The sequence below is a fragment of the Spirillospora sp. NPDC052269 genome, from assembly GCF_040679435.1.
Taxonomy (GTDB): Bacteria; Actinomycetota; Actinomycetes; order Streptosporangiales; family Streptosporangiaceae; genus Spirillospora.
On the sequence record NZ_JBFAUU010000032.1, the window covers coordinates 12,198 to 31,315 of the forward strand.

Sequence of the window (19,118 nt, forward strand, 5' to 3'; positions counted from 1 at the left end):
CATAGTGTTTCGACAGGAGAAAAGCGGCATGGGAAATTCCTCACTCGCCGACATCTGGCCGATGACGGCAATGCAGAAAGGAATGCTCTTCCACGCCGAATACGACCCCGAGGGCACCGACGTCTACCGGAGCCAGACGATCCTGGAGTTCCAGGGGCGGCTGGACCTGCCCGCCCTGCGGGCGGCCGTGGACGCGCTGGTGCACCGGCACGCCCCGCTCCGGGCGGGCTTCCAGATGCTGCGCTCCGGCGCGAGTGTGCAGGTCGTGCACCGTTCGGTCACGACCCCCTGGGAGGAGATCGACCTGCGTGGGGCGGCCGACGCCGAGCTCGACGTGGTGCTGGACCGGGACTGGACGCATCGATTCGACCTTTCGCGGCCACCGCTGCTCCGGGTGACAGCGATCCGCGGAGACGACGAGCGACACCGGATCGTCCTCACGGTGCATCACATTCTCTGCGACGGATGGTCCTTGTCGATTCTGCTGAACGAGTTGGTCGAGCTTTACCAATCCCGCGCGCTCCCTCCGGTCACCCCGTACACCGAATATCTGGCGTGGCTGGCCGAACGCGACGACGACGCGGCGATGCGCGCTTGGGGGACCGCGCTGTCGGGGGCGGAGCCCACCCTGGTGGCACCCGGCCAGTCGCTCCGCGCGCCCGCCGATCCCGGCTTCCTCCGGATCGGCATCCCCACGTGGGTGACCGCGGGCCTGGACCGGCAGGCGCGCCGTCTCGGCGTGACCACGAGCACCGTCATGCGGGCGGCCTGGGCGATCCTGCTCGGCAGGCTGACGGGGCGCCACGACGTGCTCTTCGGCGCGACGACCGCAGGGCGGCCCCCCGACGTCCCGGGGATCCACACGACGGTCGGCCTGTTCATCAACACCCTTCCGGTGCGGGCCCGATGGGACCCCGGCGCATCGGTGGAGTCCCTGCTCGTCCGGCTCTTCGAGGAGCAGACGGCGCTCCTCGCCCACGAGCACGTGGGCCTGACCGAGCTGCAGGACCTCGCGGGATCCCGCGAGCTGTTCGACACGCTCGCGGTCTTCCAGAACTACCCCGCGGGCCTGCTGGACGTCGGTGAGTCGACGGCCCGGTCCTTCGGTGACGGGCTGAAGCTGGTCGAGGTCACCGGGCGGGACGCCGCGCACTACCCCCTGGTGTTCACGGCGGACTCCACGACCCTGCGGCTCACCTACCGAACGGACCTGTTCGATCTCGAGAACGCCGGTGCGCTCCTCCACCGCCTGGAGAGGATCCTGTCGCAGATCGCCGCGGATCCCTCCGTCCAGGTGGCCGACCTCGACCTGATGCTCGACGGCGAGCTCGACCTCGTCTCGCCGCGGGGCGACGCGTCGGCCCACCGGTCCGCCGAGACGGTGCTGGAGGGGTTCGGGCAGGTGGTCCGGCGCGCGCCGGACCGGCTCGCCGTCGTGTCCGGCGACGTCCACCTGAGCTATGGTGAGCTGGACGAGCTGACGGACCGGTTCGCGCTGTTCCTGTCATCGCGCGGCGTGGGCGCCGGTGACCGGGTGGCGGTCCTGCTCCCGCGCTCGCCGGACCTGCTGACGGTCCTGGTCGGCGTCGCCAAGACGGGCGCCGCGTACGTGCCGATCGATCCGGACCATCCGGCTGAACGGATCGAACGCCTGCTGTCGGAGGCCGAGCCCTCCTTCGTCGTGACCTCCTCCGTGCTGGACGGCTGGTCCGAGGACCTGCCCGGTGGCCCGGTCCCCCTCGCTGCGCCGGGCGGGGTGTCGCCCGACTCGGCGCTGTACGTCATGTACACCTCGGGCTCGACGGGCGTTCCGAAGGGGGTGACGGCGACCCACCGGGGTGTCGCGGCGCTCGCCGCCGACCCCGCCTGGGGCGACTGCTTCACGGGCCGGGTCCTGTTCCACGCGCCGCACACCTTCGACGCGTCCACGCTGGAGATCTGGGTGCCGCTGCTCAACGGCGGCTGCGTCGTCGTGGCTCCGCCCGGGGTTCCCGACCAGGACATGCTGACCGACCTTGTGTCCCGGGAAGGACTGACCACCGTCCATCTGACGGCGGGCCTGCTCCGGATTCTGGCGCAGGAGACGCCCGAGTGCCTCACCGGGCTCTCGCACCTGCTGACGGGCGGCGACGTGGTGCCGCCCGAGGCCCTGGCCAGGATCGTCCGCGCCTGCCCGGACCTGTCGATCCGCCATCTGTACGGGCCCACCGAGACGACCGTGTGCGCGACGCGGTACACGCTCGAACCCGGCGCGGAGACGCCGCGCGTGCTGCCCATCGGTGACGCCTGCGACGACGCCCGGCTGCTCGTTCTCGACGAGCGGCTGCGCCCGGTGCCCACCGGCGTGCCCGGCGAGCTCTACATCGCCGGGCACGGCCTGGCTCGCGGCTACCTCCGCCGGGCCGCCCTGACGGCCGAACGGTTCGTCGCCCACCCGTCCGGTGAGCGGATGTACCGCACAGGCGACAGGGTCCGGTGGGTCAGGACCGGGGCCGGGCCGCAGCTGGAGTTCCTGGGCCGCTTCGACGACCAGGTCAAGATCCGCGGATACCGGGTCGAGCCCGCCGAGGTCGAAGCCGCGCTGGCCGCCTGCCCGGACGTCGCCCAGGCCGCCGTGGTCGTCCACACCGACGGGCCCGGCCCGTCCGGCGGGTCCGGCGCGTCCCGCGGCACGCGCCTCGTCGCCTTCCTCGTGCCCACCGGCGACGGAGACCGGACCGGCGAGGCCGCCCGGCTGTTCGCCGCGGCGCGGCTGCCCGAGTTCATGCTGCCCGCCGCGACGGTCGTCCTGGACCGGCTTCCCCTCACTCCGAACGGGAAGGTCGACCGGGCCGCGTTGCCCACGGTCCCGCGCACCGCGGGCCGCACCGTCGGGCGGGCCCCCCGCACCGACGCCGAGCGCGCCGTCCACCGGATCTGGTGCGAGGTGCTCGGCCGGGACGAGTTCGGCGTACGGGAGAAGTTCTTCGACGCGGGCGGGAACTCGCTGGCGCTGCTGACGCTGCGGAACCAGGTCGCGGGCCTGTGCGACGAGCAGTTGCCCGTCGCGTTGTTCTTCGAACACTCGACCATCGAGGCGATGGCGGGGATCGTCGACCGTTCACGCCGTTCCGCCCCCGCTCACGAAGCCGGCCATGAACTGTGAACGCATCGGAGGACGCCATGAGGACGGGCGACGTCGCGATCATCGGAGCCGCGGGGATCTTCCCTGACGCCGACGACCTGGAGACGTTCCACGCCAACCTGCGGCAGGGACGGAGCAGCGTCGGCCGGCCCGGCGACGGCCGCGTGCTCAACTGCGGCGGCGAGCGAGGCGTCCGGTACCTCGCCATGGGGTACCTGGACCGGCCGGACCTGTTCGATCACGACCTCTTCGGCATCCCGCGGCGCGAGGCCGAGCTGATGGACCCCCACCAGCGCATCCTGCTCCAGCTCACCCACCAGGCCATCGAGTCCGCCGGGTACGCCCCGGGACGCCTGGCCGGGTCGGGCACGGCCGTGCTGGTCGCGGCGAGCGACGCCGGAGCGGGACCCGCGGACGGCGAGCGCGACGTCGTGGAGATGCTCGGCACGTCGGTGGCCACACTCGCCGCGCGGATCAGCTATCTGTTCGACTTCCGGGGGCCCGCGCTCGTCGTGGACACGGCCTGTAGCAGCGGCCTGACCGCGCTCGACCTCGCGGTCTCCCGGCTGCGCGCCGACAGCGCGCCGCTCGCCGTCGTCGGCGGGATGAACCTGTTCCCGGCGCTGCTGCCGCGGGAGGGATGGGAGCCGCTGCCGGGCCTGGAGTCGCCCGACGAGACGTGCCGTCCGTTCGACGCGTCCGCCAACGGCATGACCGCCGGGGAGGGCGGCGGCGTGCTGGTCCTCAAGCCGCTCACCGCCGCGGTCGCCGACGCCGACAACGTGCTCGCGGTGCTGAAGGGCATCGCGGTCAACCACAACGGCCACCGCGCCGCGGGCATGGCCGCGCCGAGCCAGGTCGCCCAGGCGAGCGTGATCACCCAGGCATGGCGCGACGGCGGGGTCGAACCCGCCACGGTCGGCTACGTCGAATGCCACGGCTCGGGCACCCCGCTCGGCGACGTGGTCGAGGTGGACGCGTTGCGGCGGGCGTTCAGCGACGCGGGCGTCACGGGACGGCACTGCGCGATCGGATCGGTCAAGGCCAACATCGGGCATCTCGGCAACGCGGCGGGCATCGCCGGGCTCTTCAAGGCCATGCTGGCGCTGCGCCACGGCGTCCGATACCCCGCCGTCAACTTCGCCTCGCCCAATCCCCTCATCGACTTCGGCGGCGCGGTGTACGTGGGCGAGGAGGACGACGCCTGGCCCGAGCCCGCGAACGGGACGGCACGCCGCGCGGGAGTGAGCAGCTGGGGGATGACCGGCACCAACGTGCACGCCGTTCTGGAGCAGGCGCCACCGCCCGCGCCGGAGCGGGGCCATCCCGCGACGCGTGGCGCCGAACTCGTCACCGTCTCGGCCCGGACGCCCGCCGCGCTGCGTCGCTACGTCGCGCGGCTGGTCGACTTCGCCGAGGACACGGGCCCCTCCGTGCGCTCCCTCGCCCACGTCCTGAACCGGGGTCGCGACGACCACCGGTTCAGGCTCGCGGTGACCGCCGCGACGCCCGGCGAGCTGGCCGCGGCGCTACGTTCCGCGCCCGTCCCCACAGAGAGCGCGGACACGGCGCCCCGAGTCGTCCTCCTCTGCTCCGGGGACGCGCTCCCGGACGACTCGCTGTGGTCACGGCTGCTGGCGTCGTCGCTCGGCCTGCCCCCGGCGGAATGGGCGGAGCTGGCGGAACTCGACGCCGGCGCGCCCAATCCGGCCGCCCGCCTGGTCGTCCGCCAGTACGCCCTGCACCGTCTCGCGGAATCGCTCGGCCTGTCCGGCACCGAAGTGATCGCCTCCGGTCCGGGCCACCTGGTGACCCGGGTCGTGCGCGGGGAACTGCCGCTCACCGACGCCGTGACCCTCGCGGCGGCACGGGAGCTTTCCGACGAGCTCGACCGGCCCCGGCTGGCGGCGCTGGCGGCGGGCCTCGTCCGGGACGGCGCGACCCTGGTGGAACTCGCCGGCGAGGGAGTCCTCTCACGCGAGCTGGGCGCCACGGCCCCAGAGCTGCCGACGGCCGATCTCGCCGGGGACGGTTCGCGCCGCGACGTGCTCGACCGCCTCGGACGGCTCTACACGCTCGGCGCCACGATCGACTGGGACCGGCACTACCGCGACTCCGCGATCAGGCGGATCGAGGTGCCGACCTACCCGTTCGAGCCGACGCCCGTCTGGCGGGCCCGTCCCGCGACGACGGCTCCCGCACGTCCCGAACGCCCTCCTCAGGACGGACCGGCCGGCCTCCAGGAGGCCGAACGCCGGGTGGCGGAGATCTGGTCGGACCTGCTGGACGTCCCCGGCCTCGGCCCCGAAACCGACTATTTCGCGGCCGGAGGCACCTCGCTGATCGGCGTGGGGCTCCTGCGCCGGCTCATGCGGGACTTCGGCGTGGAGGTCACCTTCGCCGACCTCTACGCCCATCCGACGGCCCGCGCCATGGCGGCGCGGCTTCAGGAGCTCGCCGCCGAACGCGCCGCCGTGGCGCCCGAGGCGCCGATCACTCCGATCGAACGCGGCGACCGGCTGCCGCTGTCCCCGGGCCAGGAACAACTGTGGTACCTCGACCAGGTCAATCCGGCCAGCCCGCTCTACAACATCCCCGGCCACCTGCGGCTGGCCGGCCCCCTCGACGAGGCCGCGCTGCGCGGGGCGCTGCTCGACGCCGCCACCCGGCACGAGGTCCTGCGCAGCGCGTTCGGCATGGACGACAACGGCGCCCCGTACGTCTCGATCACGGCCCCTGAGCCGGTCATGCCCGTGTTCGATCTCAGCCGGATGCCGGAGCGGGATCGCGACCAGCGAGTGCGCGTCCTGCTCCACGAGGCGACGACGCGCCCGTTCGACCTCGCCCGGGACACCCTCTTCCGTCCCGTCCTGGTCAGGCTCGCGGGCGACGACCACGTCCTGCTGCTGACCTTCCACCACATCGTCTGGGACGGCGGCTCTCCCCCGGCCTTCTACCGTGACCTGCGGGAGTTCTACCGGGCGAGGACCAGTGGCGGCGAGCCGCGGCTCCCGGAGCTTCCCGTGCAGTACCAGGACTACGCCGCCTGGCACCGCGCCCGGCTGGCGGGGCCCCGGCTCGACCGCGCCACGGCGTTCTGGCGGGACGAGCTATCGGGTCTGCGCCGCGGCGAGCTGCCGCTGGACCACCCGCGGCCCGCCGTCCAGTCGCATGCGGGCGGCGTGGTCCGGCTCGCCATCGGGCGCGAGGTCGCCGAGCGGGTCCGGGCGTACAGCAGGCGGACCGGCGTCACCACCTTCGTCACCATGCTGGCGGCGCTCCAGGCGCTGGTGCACCGGTGGGCGGGCTTGAACGACGTGGTCATCGGCGTCGCCACCTCCGGTCGCATCCACCCCGACACCCAGGAACTCGCCGGATACTTCAACAGCCTTCCGCCGTTCCGGACCCAGGTCGCCTCGACGCTGCCGTTCGCCGAGCTGGTCCAGCGCTGCGCCCGCACGGTCGCCGGGGTGCTGGACCACGAGGACATCCCGCTCAACAGGATCCTCGCGGCGGGCGGGATCGAGCGCGACCTGTCCCGGCATCCGCTGTACGACGTGACCTACACCTACCAGAACGTCCCTCCCTACCGGGGCGGCATGGGCGACCTGGAGATGTCCCCTTTCAGCGACGGCGAGGTAGGCGGCGCCGCCCCGGGGACCGCGAAGTTCGACCTGTCCGTCGGGCTCGTGGACACCGGCGAGGGAGCGATGGCCGGCGAGATCGAGTACGCGACGGCGTTGTTCGACCGGGCGACGGCGGAGCGCCTCGCGGCTTGGTTCCCGGCGCTGCTGGCGGAGGCGATGGCCGACCCGGACGGCCTGGTAGGAGACCTCGCCGAACCCGCCACGGCCACGGTCTCCGACGCCGACTCCGTAACCGACTCCGTCACTGCCTCCGACGCCGGGCGGGCGGCGACCGCGCCGCTTCCCCGTCCGCCGGAGCGGACCGGCGGGCCGGTTCCCGCGGAGGGCACGTTGGAGGTGTTGCGGGGGCTGTTCGAGCAGGTGCTCAACGTCGATCGGGTCGAGGACGATGACGGGTTCTTCGCCCTAGGCGGTGACTCGGTCCTGTCGATCCAGCTCGTGGCGCGGGCGCGCAAGGCCGGAGTGGTGATCACGCAACGGCAGGTGTTCGAGAGCAAGACCCCTGGGGAGCTGGCGCGGTCGGCGGGCGACCGGGTGCCGCTCACCGTCGTCTCGGCGGACGACCGGAACGGGCCGGTGCCGCTGACCCCGGTGATGCTGGAGGCGGCGGAACGGTCGGGGGTTCCGGCGCGGTTCACACAGTCGATGCTGCTGGTCGTGCCCGCCGGGCTCGACACCGGCGGCCTCGAGGTCGCCGTCCGCGCGCTGGCGGAGCGGCACGAGACGCTGCGGGCGCGCCTGGTCCGGGCCGACGAGGACGATCCACGTTCGTGGACGCTGGAGGACTCTCCCCCGCAGGCGGGCTGCGTCCGCAGGGTGGACGCGGCGGAGCTGAGCACGGAGGAACTGGCCGATCTCGTCCGAACCGAGGGCGAGGCGGCGGCGGGAAGGCTCGACCCGCGCACCGGGGTCATGGCGCAGCTGGTGTGGTTCGACCCGGGGCCCCGGCGGGAGGGCCGCGTCCTCCTGGTCGTCCATCATCTGGCCGTCGACCTCGTCTCCTGGCAGGCGCTGGTCTCCGATCTGGAAGCCGCCTATGCGGCGGCCGGCGAGGGAACCGCACCCGCACCCGCACCAGAGGAGACGTCTTTCGGAGAGTGGGCGCGCCGCATGGCGGAGATCGCGGTCGAACCGTCGGTGACCGCGACCCTGCCGGAGTGGCAGCGAATTCTGGCCCCCGGCGAGCCGGTGCCGGGCGGACGCCCCCTGGACCCGCGCACCGACACGATGGGCGACACCCGGCATGTCTCGGTTCCCCTTCCGGCGCCGGTGACGGACGCCGTCCTGACCACCGCCCCCGACGCCTTCCGCACCGGGACGAGCGACCTGCTGCTGGCGGGCCTGTGCGCGGCGACGGCCGAGTGGCGGGCCGTGTGCGGCGACGCGTCCGGGCCGGTGCTGGTCGACCTGGAGAGCCATGGACGTGAACCGCTCACGCCGGACATGGACGTCTCTCTCACGGTGGGCTGGTTCACCTGCGTGCATCCCGTGCGGTTCGATCCCGGGCCCCTGGACTTCGCCGAGGTCCGCGACGGCGGCCCCGCGGCCGGGAGGCTGGTCAGACACGTCAAGGACCGGCTCGGAGCGGTTCCCGGCAACGGCCTCGGCTACGGCTTGCTGCGTTTCCTCAACCCGGCCACCGGCCCGGCCCTGGCCGACTTGCCCACACCATCCATCGGATTCAACTACCTGGGCGCCCCTACCCGGGGGGCAGGTCCCGCCGGCGACTCGACCGGCTGGCGCCCGATCGCCACAGGTGGGGACGTCGACGCGAAGGTCCCCTGCGCGCACGCGCTCGAAGCCATGGCCGCGATCGTGGACACCCCGCGCGGGCCGGAACTGAACCTGTCCCTGTCGTCCCCACGGCGGCTTCTGGACGAGGAGCCGCTGCGGGACCTGTGCGAAGGGTGGGCCGCGATGGTCACCGGGCTGGCCGCCCATGCCGGACGGCCCGGGGCGAGCGGTCACGTTCCCTCCGACTTCCCGATGGTGTCGTTGAGCCAGGACCAGATCGACCAGATCGAGGCCGGGATGACGGAATGAGCATCGCCCTGAGTACCACCTCGACCCACCTGCCGGGCCGCGTCGCCCTCTCCGACCTCCCTGAGCTGGACGAGCTGGACGACCGGGAACTCGCCGCCTGCCTCGCGCTCGGCATCGAGCGCGTCGCGGTGGGCGAGGGCCTGACCGCGGTCGACCTCGCGGCCCGGGCGGGCCGGCACGCCCTGGCCACGGCGGGTGTGGACCCCGCGGAACTCGCCGGGCTGATCATGGTCGAGCCGCGCGCGCCGGGCGCCCTGTCCAGCTCGGAGGCGACCGCTCTGCAGGCCGCCCTCGGCGCGGACCGGGCGGCGGCCTTCTCCGTGGGCGGGCTCGGCTGCGCGTCGATCGTGCCCGCCCTGCGCGCGGCGGCGGGCGTGCTCGCCACCGATCCACGCGCGCCGTACGTCCTGGTCGTGCACGGAGCCAAACCGGTGACCGCCCGACGGTACCGGCATCCCGTGACCGTCAACGGCGACGCCGGCCAGGCGGTGCTGGTCGGCCGGGACGGGCCGCTCCGCGTGCGCGACATCCTGCTGGAGACCAGCGGCGCGTACTGGGATCTGTTCCGGGTCGACTACCGCAACCAGGAGCCGGGGCGATGGCGTGAGGAGTGCACCGACCTGCCCAAGTACTCGTTCCGGCTCGCCGTGGAGACCAGGAAACGGCTCGCGGCGCTCCATGACCGCCTGCTGGAGAACAACGGCGTGCGCCGCGAGGACGTCTCCTGCTATGTGGGCCAGAACCTGTCCACCGCGGCCCTCCGGGTCGTGGCCGAGTCCCTCGGCGTGCGGATCTCGGAGGTTTGCGCCGACAACCTCCGCGAGTACGGCCACCTCGGGCCGGGCGACGCGTTTTTCAACCTCTCCACCGCGATCGACCGCGGCGAGCTGCCAGAGGGCGGACTGGCCGTCGTCCTCAACATGAGCCCGGCGGCGGCGTGGAGCGCGATGCTCGTCGAGCACGGCGCGCGGGACACCGGAACAGTCTGCCTGTAGCGCGACGGGAGCCGCGATGAACGTTCAGCCGAACACGACCGACGAGATCACCGGCGAGGTCCTCGCCATGCTGACCGGATTCCTCGGCGGCGTACGTCTCGCCCCCGACCAGGACTACATGGCCGAGGGCCTGATCGACTCGATCATGGCACTCGAGCTGGTGACGGGGATCGAGGAGATCCTCGGCGTCGAGATCGACGTCGACGACCTCGATCTGGACAACTTCCGCACGGCGGCCCGGATCTCTTCCTTCGTCAGGCGCAAGCGAGCCGCCACCGCCGACGGCGGCTCGGTCGACGGCGGCTCGGTCGACGGCGGCTCGGTCGGCGGCGGCTCCGGAATCCCGGCATGAGCGAGGACGACACCGCGAAGCCCGACACCGGCGGGTTCTCCCGATCGGTACTGGCCCTGGCCGACTCCGTCCGCGCGGAGGCGAGCGCCTGGGACGCCGCGGGCGCGATTCCCACGGAGGTCATCGCGACCATGGCCGCGGACGGCCTGCTCGCGGCCGACCTCCCCCGCGCGCACGGCGGCCTCGGCCTCGGCCCGCACGAGCTCGGCGAGCTGTGCGCCGAACTGGGCGGCGTGTGCACCGGGCTGCGCAGTCTCGTCACCGTCCAGGGCATGGTGTCGGCGGCCCTGCTCCGCTGGGGGACCGAGGAGCAGCGCTCGGCGTGGCTGCCCGCGCTGGCGAGCGGGGAGCTGATCGCCGCATTCGCCGCCACCGAGGAGGGCGCGGGCAGCGACCTGAGCGCGGTGAGCGCCCTGGTGACGCGCACGAGCCGCGGGTACGCGATCCGCGGTCGCAAGTTGTGGGTCACGTTCGGGAGCCTCGCCGCCGTCATCCTGGTCATCGGCCGTTGGGAAGGGCGCATGGTCGCGCTGCTGGTCGAGTCCGACCGTCCAGGGGTCGTGGTCGAGCCGGTCCACGACGCGCTGGGGCTACGCGCCGGCCATCTGGCGCACATGCGCTTCGAGGACGTCCGCGTCCCGGCGGCCCATCTGGTCGCCCGGCCGGGGTTCGGGTTGTCGCACGTCGCCGCGTCCGCGATCGACCACGGCAGGCACACCGTCGCCTGGGGCTGCACCGGCCTGGCCGCCGCGTGCCTGGACCACACGGTCGCGCATGTCGCCCAGCGTGCGCAGGGCGCGGTGCGGCTGGCCGATCACCAGGCGGTGCGCGCCGTCGTCGGCCGCGCCTCGGTCTCGGTCTCGGCCGCGCGTGAGCTGTGCCGCCGCGCGGCCGACCTGCGCGCCCGCGGCTCGGCCGCGGCCATCCCGGCGACCGTGATGGCCAAGTACGCGGCGGCGGACGCCGCGGCCACCGTCAGCCAGGACGCGGTCCGGCTGCACGGCGCCACGGCCTGCGAGTCCGGCAGCGCGGTGAACCGGTTCCTCCGGGACGCGCAGATCATGCAGATCATCGAGGGCTCCCGCGACGTGGCGGAGGTGCAGCTCGGTGACGTCGCGCTGAGGACGGCCGCCCGGGGCCGTCCGGCGCCCGGGTCCAGGAGGAGGGCGGAACGTGCCGAAGATCAAGTGCACGGTGTGGGATCTCGATGACACGCTGTGGGACGGCGTGCTGCTGGAAGGCGACAGGGCCTCCCCCCGCCCCGCCGTGGTGGAGACCATCAGGGAACTCGACAGGCGAGGCGTCCTGCACGCGGTCGCCAGCCGGAACGTACCCGAGCTCGCACGTTCCCACCTGGCCGAGCACGGCCTCGCCGACTACTTCTGCGCCCTGGAGATCGGCTGGGGCGCGAAGTCGGAGTCGGTGCGCCGCATCGCCGCCGCGCTGAACATCGGCCTGGACACCATCGCGTTCGTCGACAACGACGATCTCGAACTGGCGGAGGTCGCGGCCGCGTGCCCCGAGGTGCGCGCCTACCCGGCCGACCTGGCCGCCGGACTGGCGTCGCTGCCGGAGTTCCAGCCGGACCACCAGACCGCCGAGTCGCGTGACCGCCGCAGCCGCTACCAGGCCGAACAGGGGCGGACCGCCGCACGGCAGGAGTTCCCCGGGACGTCCGCCGAGTTCCTCGCCTCACTGGACCTCGTCATGACCGTCCTCCCCGCCACCGACGACGACCTCGTCCGCGCCCACGAGCTGACCGTCCGCACCAACCAGCTCAACACCACCGGGCTCACCTTCGACGAGGACACGCTCCGGAAGCTCACCCGGTCACCCGGCCACGAGGTGCTCGTCGCGAGGCTGGCCGACCGGTTCGGGCACTACGGCACCGTCGGCCTCGCGGTCACCCGCCTCACCGCCACCGACGCCGAGCTCCAGCTGCTGCTGATGTCCTGCCGGGTGATGTCGCGAGGGGTCGGCACCGTCCTGCTCCATCACGTGATGGACCGAGCCCTCCGCCGGAACCGCCGCCCCCTCGCCTGGTTCGCGCCCACGCCGGTGAACCGGGTCATGCTCGTCACCCTGCGCTTCGCCGGCTTCGAGCCGCTGGAAGAACGCGGTGACCGCATGCTGCTGGGATACGCCCCCGGCCGCCCCCTGCCTCCGCCGCCCCCGCACGTCAGCCTGATCACCGGAGGAACGTCATGAACGCGATGGCCCCGATCGGCGTCGTCGGCGCCGGGCTCATGGGAGTCGGCGTGGCCCAGTGCTTCGCGGTGGCCGGGCACCCGGTCACGGTCGTGGAGCCGTCCGAGGAGGCCCGCGCCACCGCCCCCGGACGTCTGGCCGACGGGCTCCGCATGGCGGCCCTGGCCGGACGCGGCAAGGCCCGGCCCGCCGAGGTCGCCGCCCGTGTCGTATGGAGCGGCTCACTCGACGACCTCCGAGACGCGGCGTTCGTCGTCGAGTGCGCCGTCGAACGCGAACCGGTCAAGCGCGAGATCTTCCGGCGGCTCGGCGAGGTCTGCCGGCCCGAGGCGATCCTGACGTCCTGCACGTCCGCCGTCCCCATCTCCCGCCTGGCCGCCGTGACCTCCCTGCCGCACCGCGTCGCCGGCACGCACTTCATGAACCCCGCCCCGTTGAAACGGGCCGTCGAGGTGATCCGCGCGAGGACCACCTCCGAGTCGGCCCTCGGCCGCGTCCTGGAGCTCCTCGAGTCGATCGGCAAGTCCCCCGTCGTCGTCGCGGACGCGCCCGGCTTCGTCACCAACCGGGTGCTGATGCTGACGATCAACGAGGCCGCCGCCGTCGTCCAGGAGGGCACCGCCGACCCCGACGTCGTCGACCGGATCTTCCGCGACTGCTTCGGCCACCCGACCGGGCCGTTGCGCACGGCCGACCTCATCGGCCTGGACACCGTCGTCGACACCCTGGCCGTTCTCCACGCCCACACGGGCGACGCGAGGTTCCGTCCCTGCCGCCTGCTGGCGGAGCTGGTCGCCGAGGGCCGGACCGGCCGCAAGTCCTCGGCGGGCTTCCACACCTACGGCGGAGCCACCCGTGCCACCGGTCCGAAAGGCTCTTTCAGGTCCCGCTGACGCGCTCTTCAGCCGGCTGGAGAACGTCGCGCCAACTTGAAAGGTGGGAACTCCTTGGCGCTGACGGGATCGTCGAGTTCGTCGTAGGGCACGCCGAGGGCGCTCACCAGCCGGTCGACGTCTTCGCGCGAGTAGTAGTGGCCGGAGTACACCTTGGCGAGCAGGCCGCCCTGCGCGTCCAGGACGAACAGGATCTCGGCGGGGGTGGTTCGGCGTCCCTCGATGATGGACGCGCGCACCACGCGCGCGGCGCTTGTCCGTGGGTGGCGCTGCTGCCGGAACAGGCCGCGGACAAGGAGCTGCTGTGGGGTCAGGACGATCCTGGAGCGGTAGGTGTCCACGATCGCCACGACGAACAGGACGGCGGACACCGCGCCGACGACCGCGGCCGCCGTCCGGCCACTCCGAGATCCTCAGCCTCCCGGCCGGCCATCCCGACGGCCTGCACCCCAAGGACATCGCCCGAGCCCTCGGCCAAGACCCCACCAGCAAGAGCACCGTCGAAGGCATCCGGGCAAAGCTCAAACGCCTCGTCGGCCGAGACCTCGCCAACGAACCCAGAAGGGACTCTTCAACGCCAAAGCGCCCAAGTGCTAATAAAAAACCCTCTGCGGGAGAAACAGGCATCAAATCGATCTGGATCGACGGAAGCTTAGCGTGACTACACAAAGTGATTAACGGCAGTAATGGAGTGATGTAGATCACTTCGATGCCGGTTGCCACTTTGGCCGGCCTTCAGGTGTTGTTCAGATCGGACAAAAGCACATTCCATGGAACGAATCCCTCACATAACTACATACAGTCACCATCCTGATCGCCGAGTGGTCGATCAAGGTGATGTGAGTCACGCGATGTTCGGGTAAACGTGGATTTAGGTAGGAGCGTCTTTACCTTCCGATCACTTGGCCGCGCTCGCCTGGTAGATGCGCTGAGTAATCACGGGGGTTGAATGTTGGATGACTGGGGCTGGCTGTGTCAGGTGGTCGACGTTCCGGACGCCGGTGTGGGGGATCAACTCGACTCCGGTGGTGGACGCGTTGATCGCGGCGGCGCGGCCCGGGCGTGGGTGGGCATGCAACGGATCCCGGGCTACCGGACAAGTAAAGACATGACCCTCTACAAGAAGCCGGCCGTGGCGCTGGGGACCGACAAGGCCAAGCCGTCCTGGGTGGTGCCGTGCTCGCCCAAGGACCCCGCCGACGCCACCAACGAGGGGTCTGTATCGGGTCGGCGGGCACGCTTGAGCACCACACCAGGTTCCACCTGTTCTCCATCACCCGCGGCGCCGTCGCCCGCAAGCTGCACGACCTGGACCAGGCGGGCTGCTGCGTCGACGTCGTCCACACCACGATCGACGGCGGATCCCACAACGAACCGACCAGCCCGTTCACGGCCTGCGGCGGCGCGCGTGCGCACTTTCTCCGACCCTGATTAGGGCAACGGTGTCCACTTGAAGTACCTGCTGATCGAGAGAGGCTACGACAACGTGATCAACGAGAAAGTCGTCATCATAGGCAGCCATAGCCACACCACAGCGGCTCTTCATGAGAATGACGAAGCCCTTCTTAGAATCAACGACAACGCAATCCACGACGCCTACAGGCCAATTTCAACAATATGGGTGGCGCGACGGACGTAGGGATCGCCGACGCCAGGGCATCGTCACCTGGCCGAACGCGCCGTCCACTTTCACACCGGGCCAGGACACCACCGTCCCGGGCGAAATCGACCAGGACGACCTGCACGGACACCGGTAGCAGTATCGCTCGCCGCCCAGGGGTGGGGCGGAGGGCGAGGACCGGCTCGAGTGGCGAGGGGCGTTCGCCGCAGGGACCTGGCCGACACTCTCGCGCCGCCACCGGCCGAGCCCGGCAAGCGCGAGGTAAATCACTGTTTTCGCCACATCCACTCAATGCGGCCGGTGGTTCCAACGCTCTGTTTTGAGCGACTCCAAGCCGCCACAGAAAGGAGTTCCGCGTGTCCGTGACCGGGGATATTGGTCGCGCGGGAAGCGCATCGGAGACCGACTCTCAAAACTCTTCGCCGCGAGAGTCGGGAAGTACGGCCAAGCAGCGGTTCGGGGCGTTTCTGTCGCCGGAAATGCGGTTGAGGATCTCCAACTCGCTGTTCCAGCGCCGTCACCGTCGTCTGAGGGACGGTTACGTGCTGCTGCCGGTGAACGGCCGTCTGCGGGTGGTCGCGGTGCGAGAGGACCCGTCTCCGTTGCAGGCGTGGCGAGAGACGCTGGAGTTCGTCTGCTCGACGCTCGCGGCGGCGTCGGTGCCGTTCTTCTGTCTGCGGCCCGTGGACTTTCGGGCCTCGGGCGTCGCCGTGCCGAAGGCCCACCGGAAACAAGCCGTGGAGGCGCTGGCCGAGGCCGCCGAGCAGGTGTACGCGCAGATCGGCCCCGTGAACGACCCGGACGGCAGCCGGGCCACCAGTGCGCGGGAGGCCTGGGACCGGCTGGGCAAGCGCAAGGCGTTCCGCGTCTCGCGGAACTACTGTGCGCCCGACGGGCAGATGATCCTCGGGCCTGAGCACGGTTGCGTGGTGGAGTTCTGGGAGTCGCAGGACGGGGGACTGGTCGCCCCGCGCGCCAACCGCATCACCGACGTGCTGTCCCCCGAAGGGGAGATCACCTACGTCGCCGCACCCGTCCTGACCCCGATGGCGAACAAGGCGGACACCGAGGCGCGCTACCCCACCCGGGCCGACTTCCTCCTGTCGGTGGTGGACGAGGTCACCTTCCCCATCGACGTGGTCTACACGTGGGTGGACGGCGGCGACCCGGCGTGGCGGGCCCGCCGCGACGCGGCCTACGAGCGGTTCACCGGCGAGACGCTGCACGAGCAGGCGGCCAACGAGTCCCGGTACACCAGCCGCGACGAGCTGCGGTACTCGCTGCGCAGCCTCGCCCTCTTCGCGCCGTGGGTGCGGCACATCTACCTCGTCACCGACGCGCAGGTGCCGTCCTGGCTGAACACCGACCATCCGCAGATCACGGTGGTGGACCACAGGGAGATCTTCGGCCACCGCGGTCTGCTGCCGACGTTCAACTCCCACGCGATCGAGTCGCAGCTGCACCACATCCCGGGGCTGTCGGAGCACTTCCTGTACTTCAACGACGACGTGTTCCTCGGGCGTCCGCTGGTCCCGACCTCGTTCTTCCATCCGAACGGGACCGGCAAGTTCTTCCCGTCCAGCAAACGGGTGGACCTGCGTGACCCCTCGGCGGCCGACCTGCCGGCGACGGCGGCGGGCAAGAACACCCGGCGGCTGATCGAGCGGACCTTCGGAGGGGTGCCGCTGGCGCGGATCAAGCACACTCCGCACGCGCTGCGGCGCAGCGTGCTGTCGGAGATCGAGCACCAGTTCGCCGAGGAGAGCGCCGAGACCGCCGCCCATCAGTTCCGGCACCCGGACGACGTGGCGATCCCGTCGTCGCTGTACCACTACTACAGCTTCTTCACCGGCCGGTCGGTCGAGGCCGACATGGCGTACCGGTACATCAACCTGGCCTCCCCGGAGGCCGCCGAGCGGCTGGACGTGGCGTTGGAGCAGCGGCCGTACGAGGTCTTCTGCATCAACGACACCGAGTTCGATGCGGAGGCGGCGGCGCGGCAGCACGAGCTGGTCGAGCGGTTCCTGCGGGCGTACTTCCCAGTGCCGAGCCCGTACGAACTCGGATCGGGCGAATGAGGCTGTTCGTTCCGACGCGGGCGCAGGCCCTGATCGGTATCGGCCTGCTCCTGATGCTCCTGCTGGGCGCGGTGGTGGTCCGCGAACTGGCCGCTCGCCGCAGGACCAGCACGACGCGGGTCGCAGGGCCGTCCTCGGTCGCGTTCATGCAGGTCGTCGCGCATCCGGACGACGATCTGTACTTCATCAACCCTGACCTGGTCCAGTCGGTGCGGTCGGGTGCGCCGGTGACCACGGTCTACGTCACCGCGGGGGAGGCCAACGGACGGAACGCCAACGCTCGGGACATCGCCCGAGGGCAGCCCACCGTCCCCATCGACTATCCGGGCTACATCGCGGCGCGGCACGCCGGGCTGCGGCGCGCCTACGCGCAGATGGCGACCGGGGATCCGAACGCGGTGTGGACGCGTGGCCTGCTGCCCACCACGAAAGGGCCGGTCGAGTCCGACACCCTGGCCAAGCGGCCGAACGTGCGGCTGGTGTTCCTCAACACCGGCAACTGGCGCGGCCCCGACGGCACGATGCAGCGGCTGATGGGGATGTGGGAACACCGGGTCAAGCAGTTGCAGACCCGTCCGGCGCTCGGCAGCCCGGTGAGCAAGCCGACGTCGTACACGCTGGCCGAACTGATCGCGCAGTTGGACGAGCTGATGCGGCGGTTCCATCCGTCGGTGATCCGCACTCTGGATCCAGCCCCGGAGCGCGGCACCGACAAGAAGGGTTTCGAGCAGCGCATCGACCATCCCGACCACACCGCCACGGCGCTGATGACGCGAGAGGCGGCGCGCCGCTACCAGAAGCAGGTGCCCGGGCCGGTGGTGACGGAGTACTACCGGGGCTACTACAACCGGCACTGGCCGGCCGACCTCGGCCCCGACGCGTTCGAGGAGAAGATGTCGTTCATCCGCACCTACGGATGGGCCGACAAGGGCCGTTTCCCCTGCCGGGAACCCGGCGGGTGCGGCGACCTGCAAACCGGGGACTCCGGCGACCGCAACGGCTGGCCGCAGAGCACCCACCCCCGCTACACCGGTTCCACCCGCTGGATGCAGCCGCAGGCCGATGGACGGCTGATGGCGTTCGCGGTGGTCAGCGACCGGGTGACACGCTGGGAGCAGGACCGGCCGGGCGGCGGATGGCATCCGGGCGTGCCGATGTCGGATCCCGGTTTCGTCTCCGACCTGGACGTCGCGCGGCTGCCGGACGGCCGTCTGGCGGTGTTCGGGCTGCGCGTGCTGCGGACCACCGCGCTGACACAGCCCCGCTACCGGATCATGTACGCGGGACAGGACCGTCCCAACGGGCCGTTCGGTGACTGGCGCGACCTGGGCAACCCCGCCGGATCCACCGTGGTTCGCGAGGAGGACGCAGGCGCTCCAGTGACGGCCGTGGACGGCGCGGGCCGAATCGCGGTGTTCAGCCGCAACTCCGGTCAGGGGGTCAGCGTCCGCTACCAGAACGCCGACCAGACCTTCGGCCCGTGGACCGACCTCGGCGGTAAGCGCATCCAGGACGGGTTGACCGCCGGAACCGACGCTTCGGGACGTATCGAGGTGTTCGGCGCGGCGATCCCGGCCTGGGCCAAATGGCAATGGAACAAGCCGCCGGGCACGCCGAGCCTGTGGCACTGGCGCCAGCCCGCCCCCGGCCGGCCGCTCGAAGGACCCGGGGCGTGGACGCCGACGAAGGTCGGCGTGACCGGTCCGCTGACCATGGCCCGCGACGGACAGGGGCGCTTGAGCCTGGTAGCGCGGCAGGTCGGCGGGCCCGGCGCACTGGTGTTCCGGCAGCAGACTCCGAACGGAACATGGCCTGACCAGCCCAAGACCCTGCCAGGCCCGGGCGGGGTCGGCCCGGTCGCCGCAGTGGGACCGGCTGGAACGGCGGGGAGCGGTCCGCTGCTGGTCGGACGGGACGCCTCCGGCGGCGTGGGCGTCTCGGCGGGCGGAACCCGCTGGCAGGACGCGCCGGGCCTGTTCATGCACGCCCCCGCCACCGTGTTGGACGGGCAGGGCAGAGCCGTCACGGCCGTGCTGGATCCGTTAGGACGGCTCAAAGTGACGCCCCCCTACACCCCCTCCGGTTCCGGAGGGGGTGTCGCCCCATGGCAGTGGCAGACCGTAGGCGTGCGAGCGCCCCAGTGACAAATGAGAGCAG

12 protein-coding genes are annotated in these 19,118 nt (G+C 71.6%); 11 read left to right on the forward strand and 1 reads right to left on the reverse strand.

Annotation, left to right across the window (positions count from 1 at the left end):
• Nucleotides 1-28: 28 nt before the first annotated feature.
• The 7 genes from AB0L06_RS41425 to AB0L06_RS41455 are packed head-to-tail and all read left to right on the forward strand — an operon-like array spanning nt 29 to nt 13,262.
• On the forward strand, nt 29-3,145 hold the full coding sequence (locus AB0L06_RS41425; protein ID WP_500237023.1) for a non-ribosomal peptide synthetase: 3,117 nt from the start codon (nt 29-31) through the stop codon (nt 3,143-3,145).
• 17 nt (nt 3,146-3,162) lie between these two features.
• On the forward strand, nt 3,163-8,814 hold the full coding sequence (locus AB0L06_RS41430) for a condensation domain-containing protein (RefSeq protein ID WP_500237024.1): 5,652 nt from the start codon (nt 3,163-3,165) through the stop codon (nt 8,812-8,814).
• The gene (locus AB0L06_RS41435) at nt 8,811-9,809 is read left to right on the forward strand and encodes a 3-oxoacyl-[acyl-carrier-protein] synthase III C-terminal domain-containing protein (protein WP_500237026.1); all 999 of its coding nucleotides are present in this window, start codon (nt 8,811-8,813) and stop codon (nt 9,807-9,809) included. The genes AB0L06_RS41430 and AB0L06_RS41435 overlap by 4 nt, the downstream gene beginning before the upstream one ends.
• A gap of 16 nt (nt 9,810-9,825) precedes the next feature.
• Entirely contained in the window at nt 9,826-10,161 is a 336-nt protein-coding gene (locus AB0L06_RS41440; protein WP_500237027.1) for an acyl carrier protein, read from the forward strand.
• Complete coding sequence (locus tag AB0L06_RS41445; RefSeq protein WP_500237028.1) at nt 10,158-11,372, forward strand: acyl-CoA dehydrogenase family protein; 1,215 nt, start codon at nt 10,158-10,160, stop codon at nt 11,370-11,372. The genes AB0L06_RS41440 and AB0L06_RS41445 overlap by 4 nt, the downstream gene beginning before the upstream one ends.
• A complete protein-coding gene (locus tag AB0L06_RS41450; RefSeq protein WP_500237030.1) occupies nt 11,335-12,369 on the forward strand; it encodes an HAD-IIIC family phosphatase in 1,035 nt (344 codons plus the stop codon). Before AB0L06_RS41445 ends, AB0L06_RS41450 begins: the two co-directional genes overlap by 38 nt.
• Nucleotides 12,366-13,262: a 3-hydroxyacyl-CoA dehydrogenase family protein gene (locus AB0L06_RS41455; RefSeq protein ID WP_500237032.1), complete on the forward strand. Its 897-nt coding sequence runs from the start codon at nt 12,366-12,368 to the stop codon at nt 13,260-13,262. Before AB0L06_RS41450 ends, AB0L06_RS41455 begins: the two co-directional genes overlap by 4 nt.
• An 8-nt stretch (nt 13,263-13,270) precedes the next feature.
• On the opposite strand, the gene AB0L06_RS41460 is transcribed toward AB0L06_RS41455, so the two are convergent.
• Entirely contained in the window at nt 13,271-13,633 is a 363-nt protein-coding gene (locus AB0L06_RS41460) for a hypothetical protein (protein ID WP_500237034.1), read from the reverse strand.
• A gap of 805 nt (nt 13,634-14,438) precedes the next feature.
• On the opposite strand from AB0L06_RS41460, the gene AB0L06_RS41465 reads away from it, so the two are divergent.
• The 4 genes from AB0L06_RS41465 (at nt 14,439) to AB0L06_RS41480 (ending at nt 19,105) form a co-directional block, all read left to right on the forward strand.
• Nucleotides 14,439-14,693 carry a hypothetical protein gene (locus AB0L06_RS41465; RefSeq protein ID WP_500237035.1) on the forward strand — a complete coding sequence of 85 codons (255 nt, stop codon included), beginning with the start codon at nt 14,439-14,441 and terminating at the stop codon, nt 14,691-14,693.
• Between the two features lie 19 nt (nt 14,694-14,712).
• Nucleotides 14,713-14,901 carry a hypothetical protein gene (locus AB0L06_RS41470; RefSeq protein WP_500237036.1) on the forward strand — a complete coding sequence of 63 codons (189 nt, stop codon included), beginning with the start codon at nt 14,713-14,715 and terminating at the stop codon, nt 14,899-14,901.
• Between the two features lie 461 nt (nt 14,902-15,362).
• Nucleotides 15,363-16,961, forward strand: coding sequence for a stealth family protein (locus tag AB0L06_RS41475; protein WP_500237037.1), 1,599 nt, complete (start codon nt 15,363-15,365; stop codon nt 16,959-16,961).
• A complete protein-coding gene (locus AB0L06_RS41480) occupies nt 16,958-19,105 on the forward strand; it encodes a PIG-L family deacetylase (RefSeq protein WP_500237038.1) in 2,148 nt (715 codons plus the stop codon). Before AB0L06_RS41475 ends, AB0L06_RS41480 begins: the two co-directional genes overlap by 4 nt.
• Nucleotides 19,106-19,118 lie beyond the last annotated feature (13 nt).

What these genes read in the sequence shown, in the direction of transcription:
- AB0L06_RS41425 (WP_500237023.1), top strand. Translation starts at nt 29, where the DNA reads ATGGGAAATTCCTCACTCGCCGACATCTGGCCGATGACGGCAATGCAG.
- AB0L06_RS41430 (WP_500237024.1), top strand. Translation starts at nt 3,163, where the DNA reads ATGAGGACGGGCGACGTCGCGATCATCGGAGCCGCGGGGATCTTCCCT.
- AB0L06_RS41435 (WP_500237026.1), top strand. Translation starts at nt 8,811, where the DNA reads ATGAGCATCGCCCTGAGTACCACCTCGACCCACCTGCCGGGCCGCGTC.
- AB0L06_RS41440 (WP_500237027.1), top strand. Translation starts at nt 9,826, where the DNA reads ATGAACGTTCAGCCGAACACGACCGACGAGATCACCGGCGAGGTCCTC.
- AB0L06_RS41445 (WP_500237028.1), top strand. Translation starts at nt 10,158, where the DNA reads ATGAGCGAGGACGACACCGCGAAGCCCGACACCGGCGGGTTCTCCCGA.
- AB0L06_RS41455 (WP_500237032.1), top strand. Translation starts at nt 12,366, where the DNA reads ATGAACGCGATGGCCCCGATCGGCGTCGTCGGCGCCGGGCTCATGGGA.
- AB0L06_RS41475 (WP_500237037.1), top strand. Translation starts at nt 15,363, where the DNA reads ATGCGGTTGAGGATCTCCAACTCGCTGTTCCAGCGCCGTCACCGTCGT.
- AB0L06_RS41480 (WP_500237038.1), top strand. Translation starts at nt 16,958, where the DNA reads ATGAGGCTGTTCGTTCCGACGCGGGCGCAGGCCCTGATCGGTATCGGC.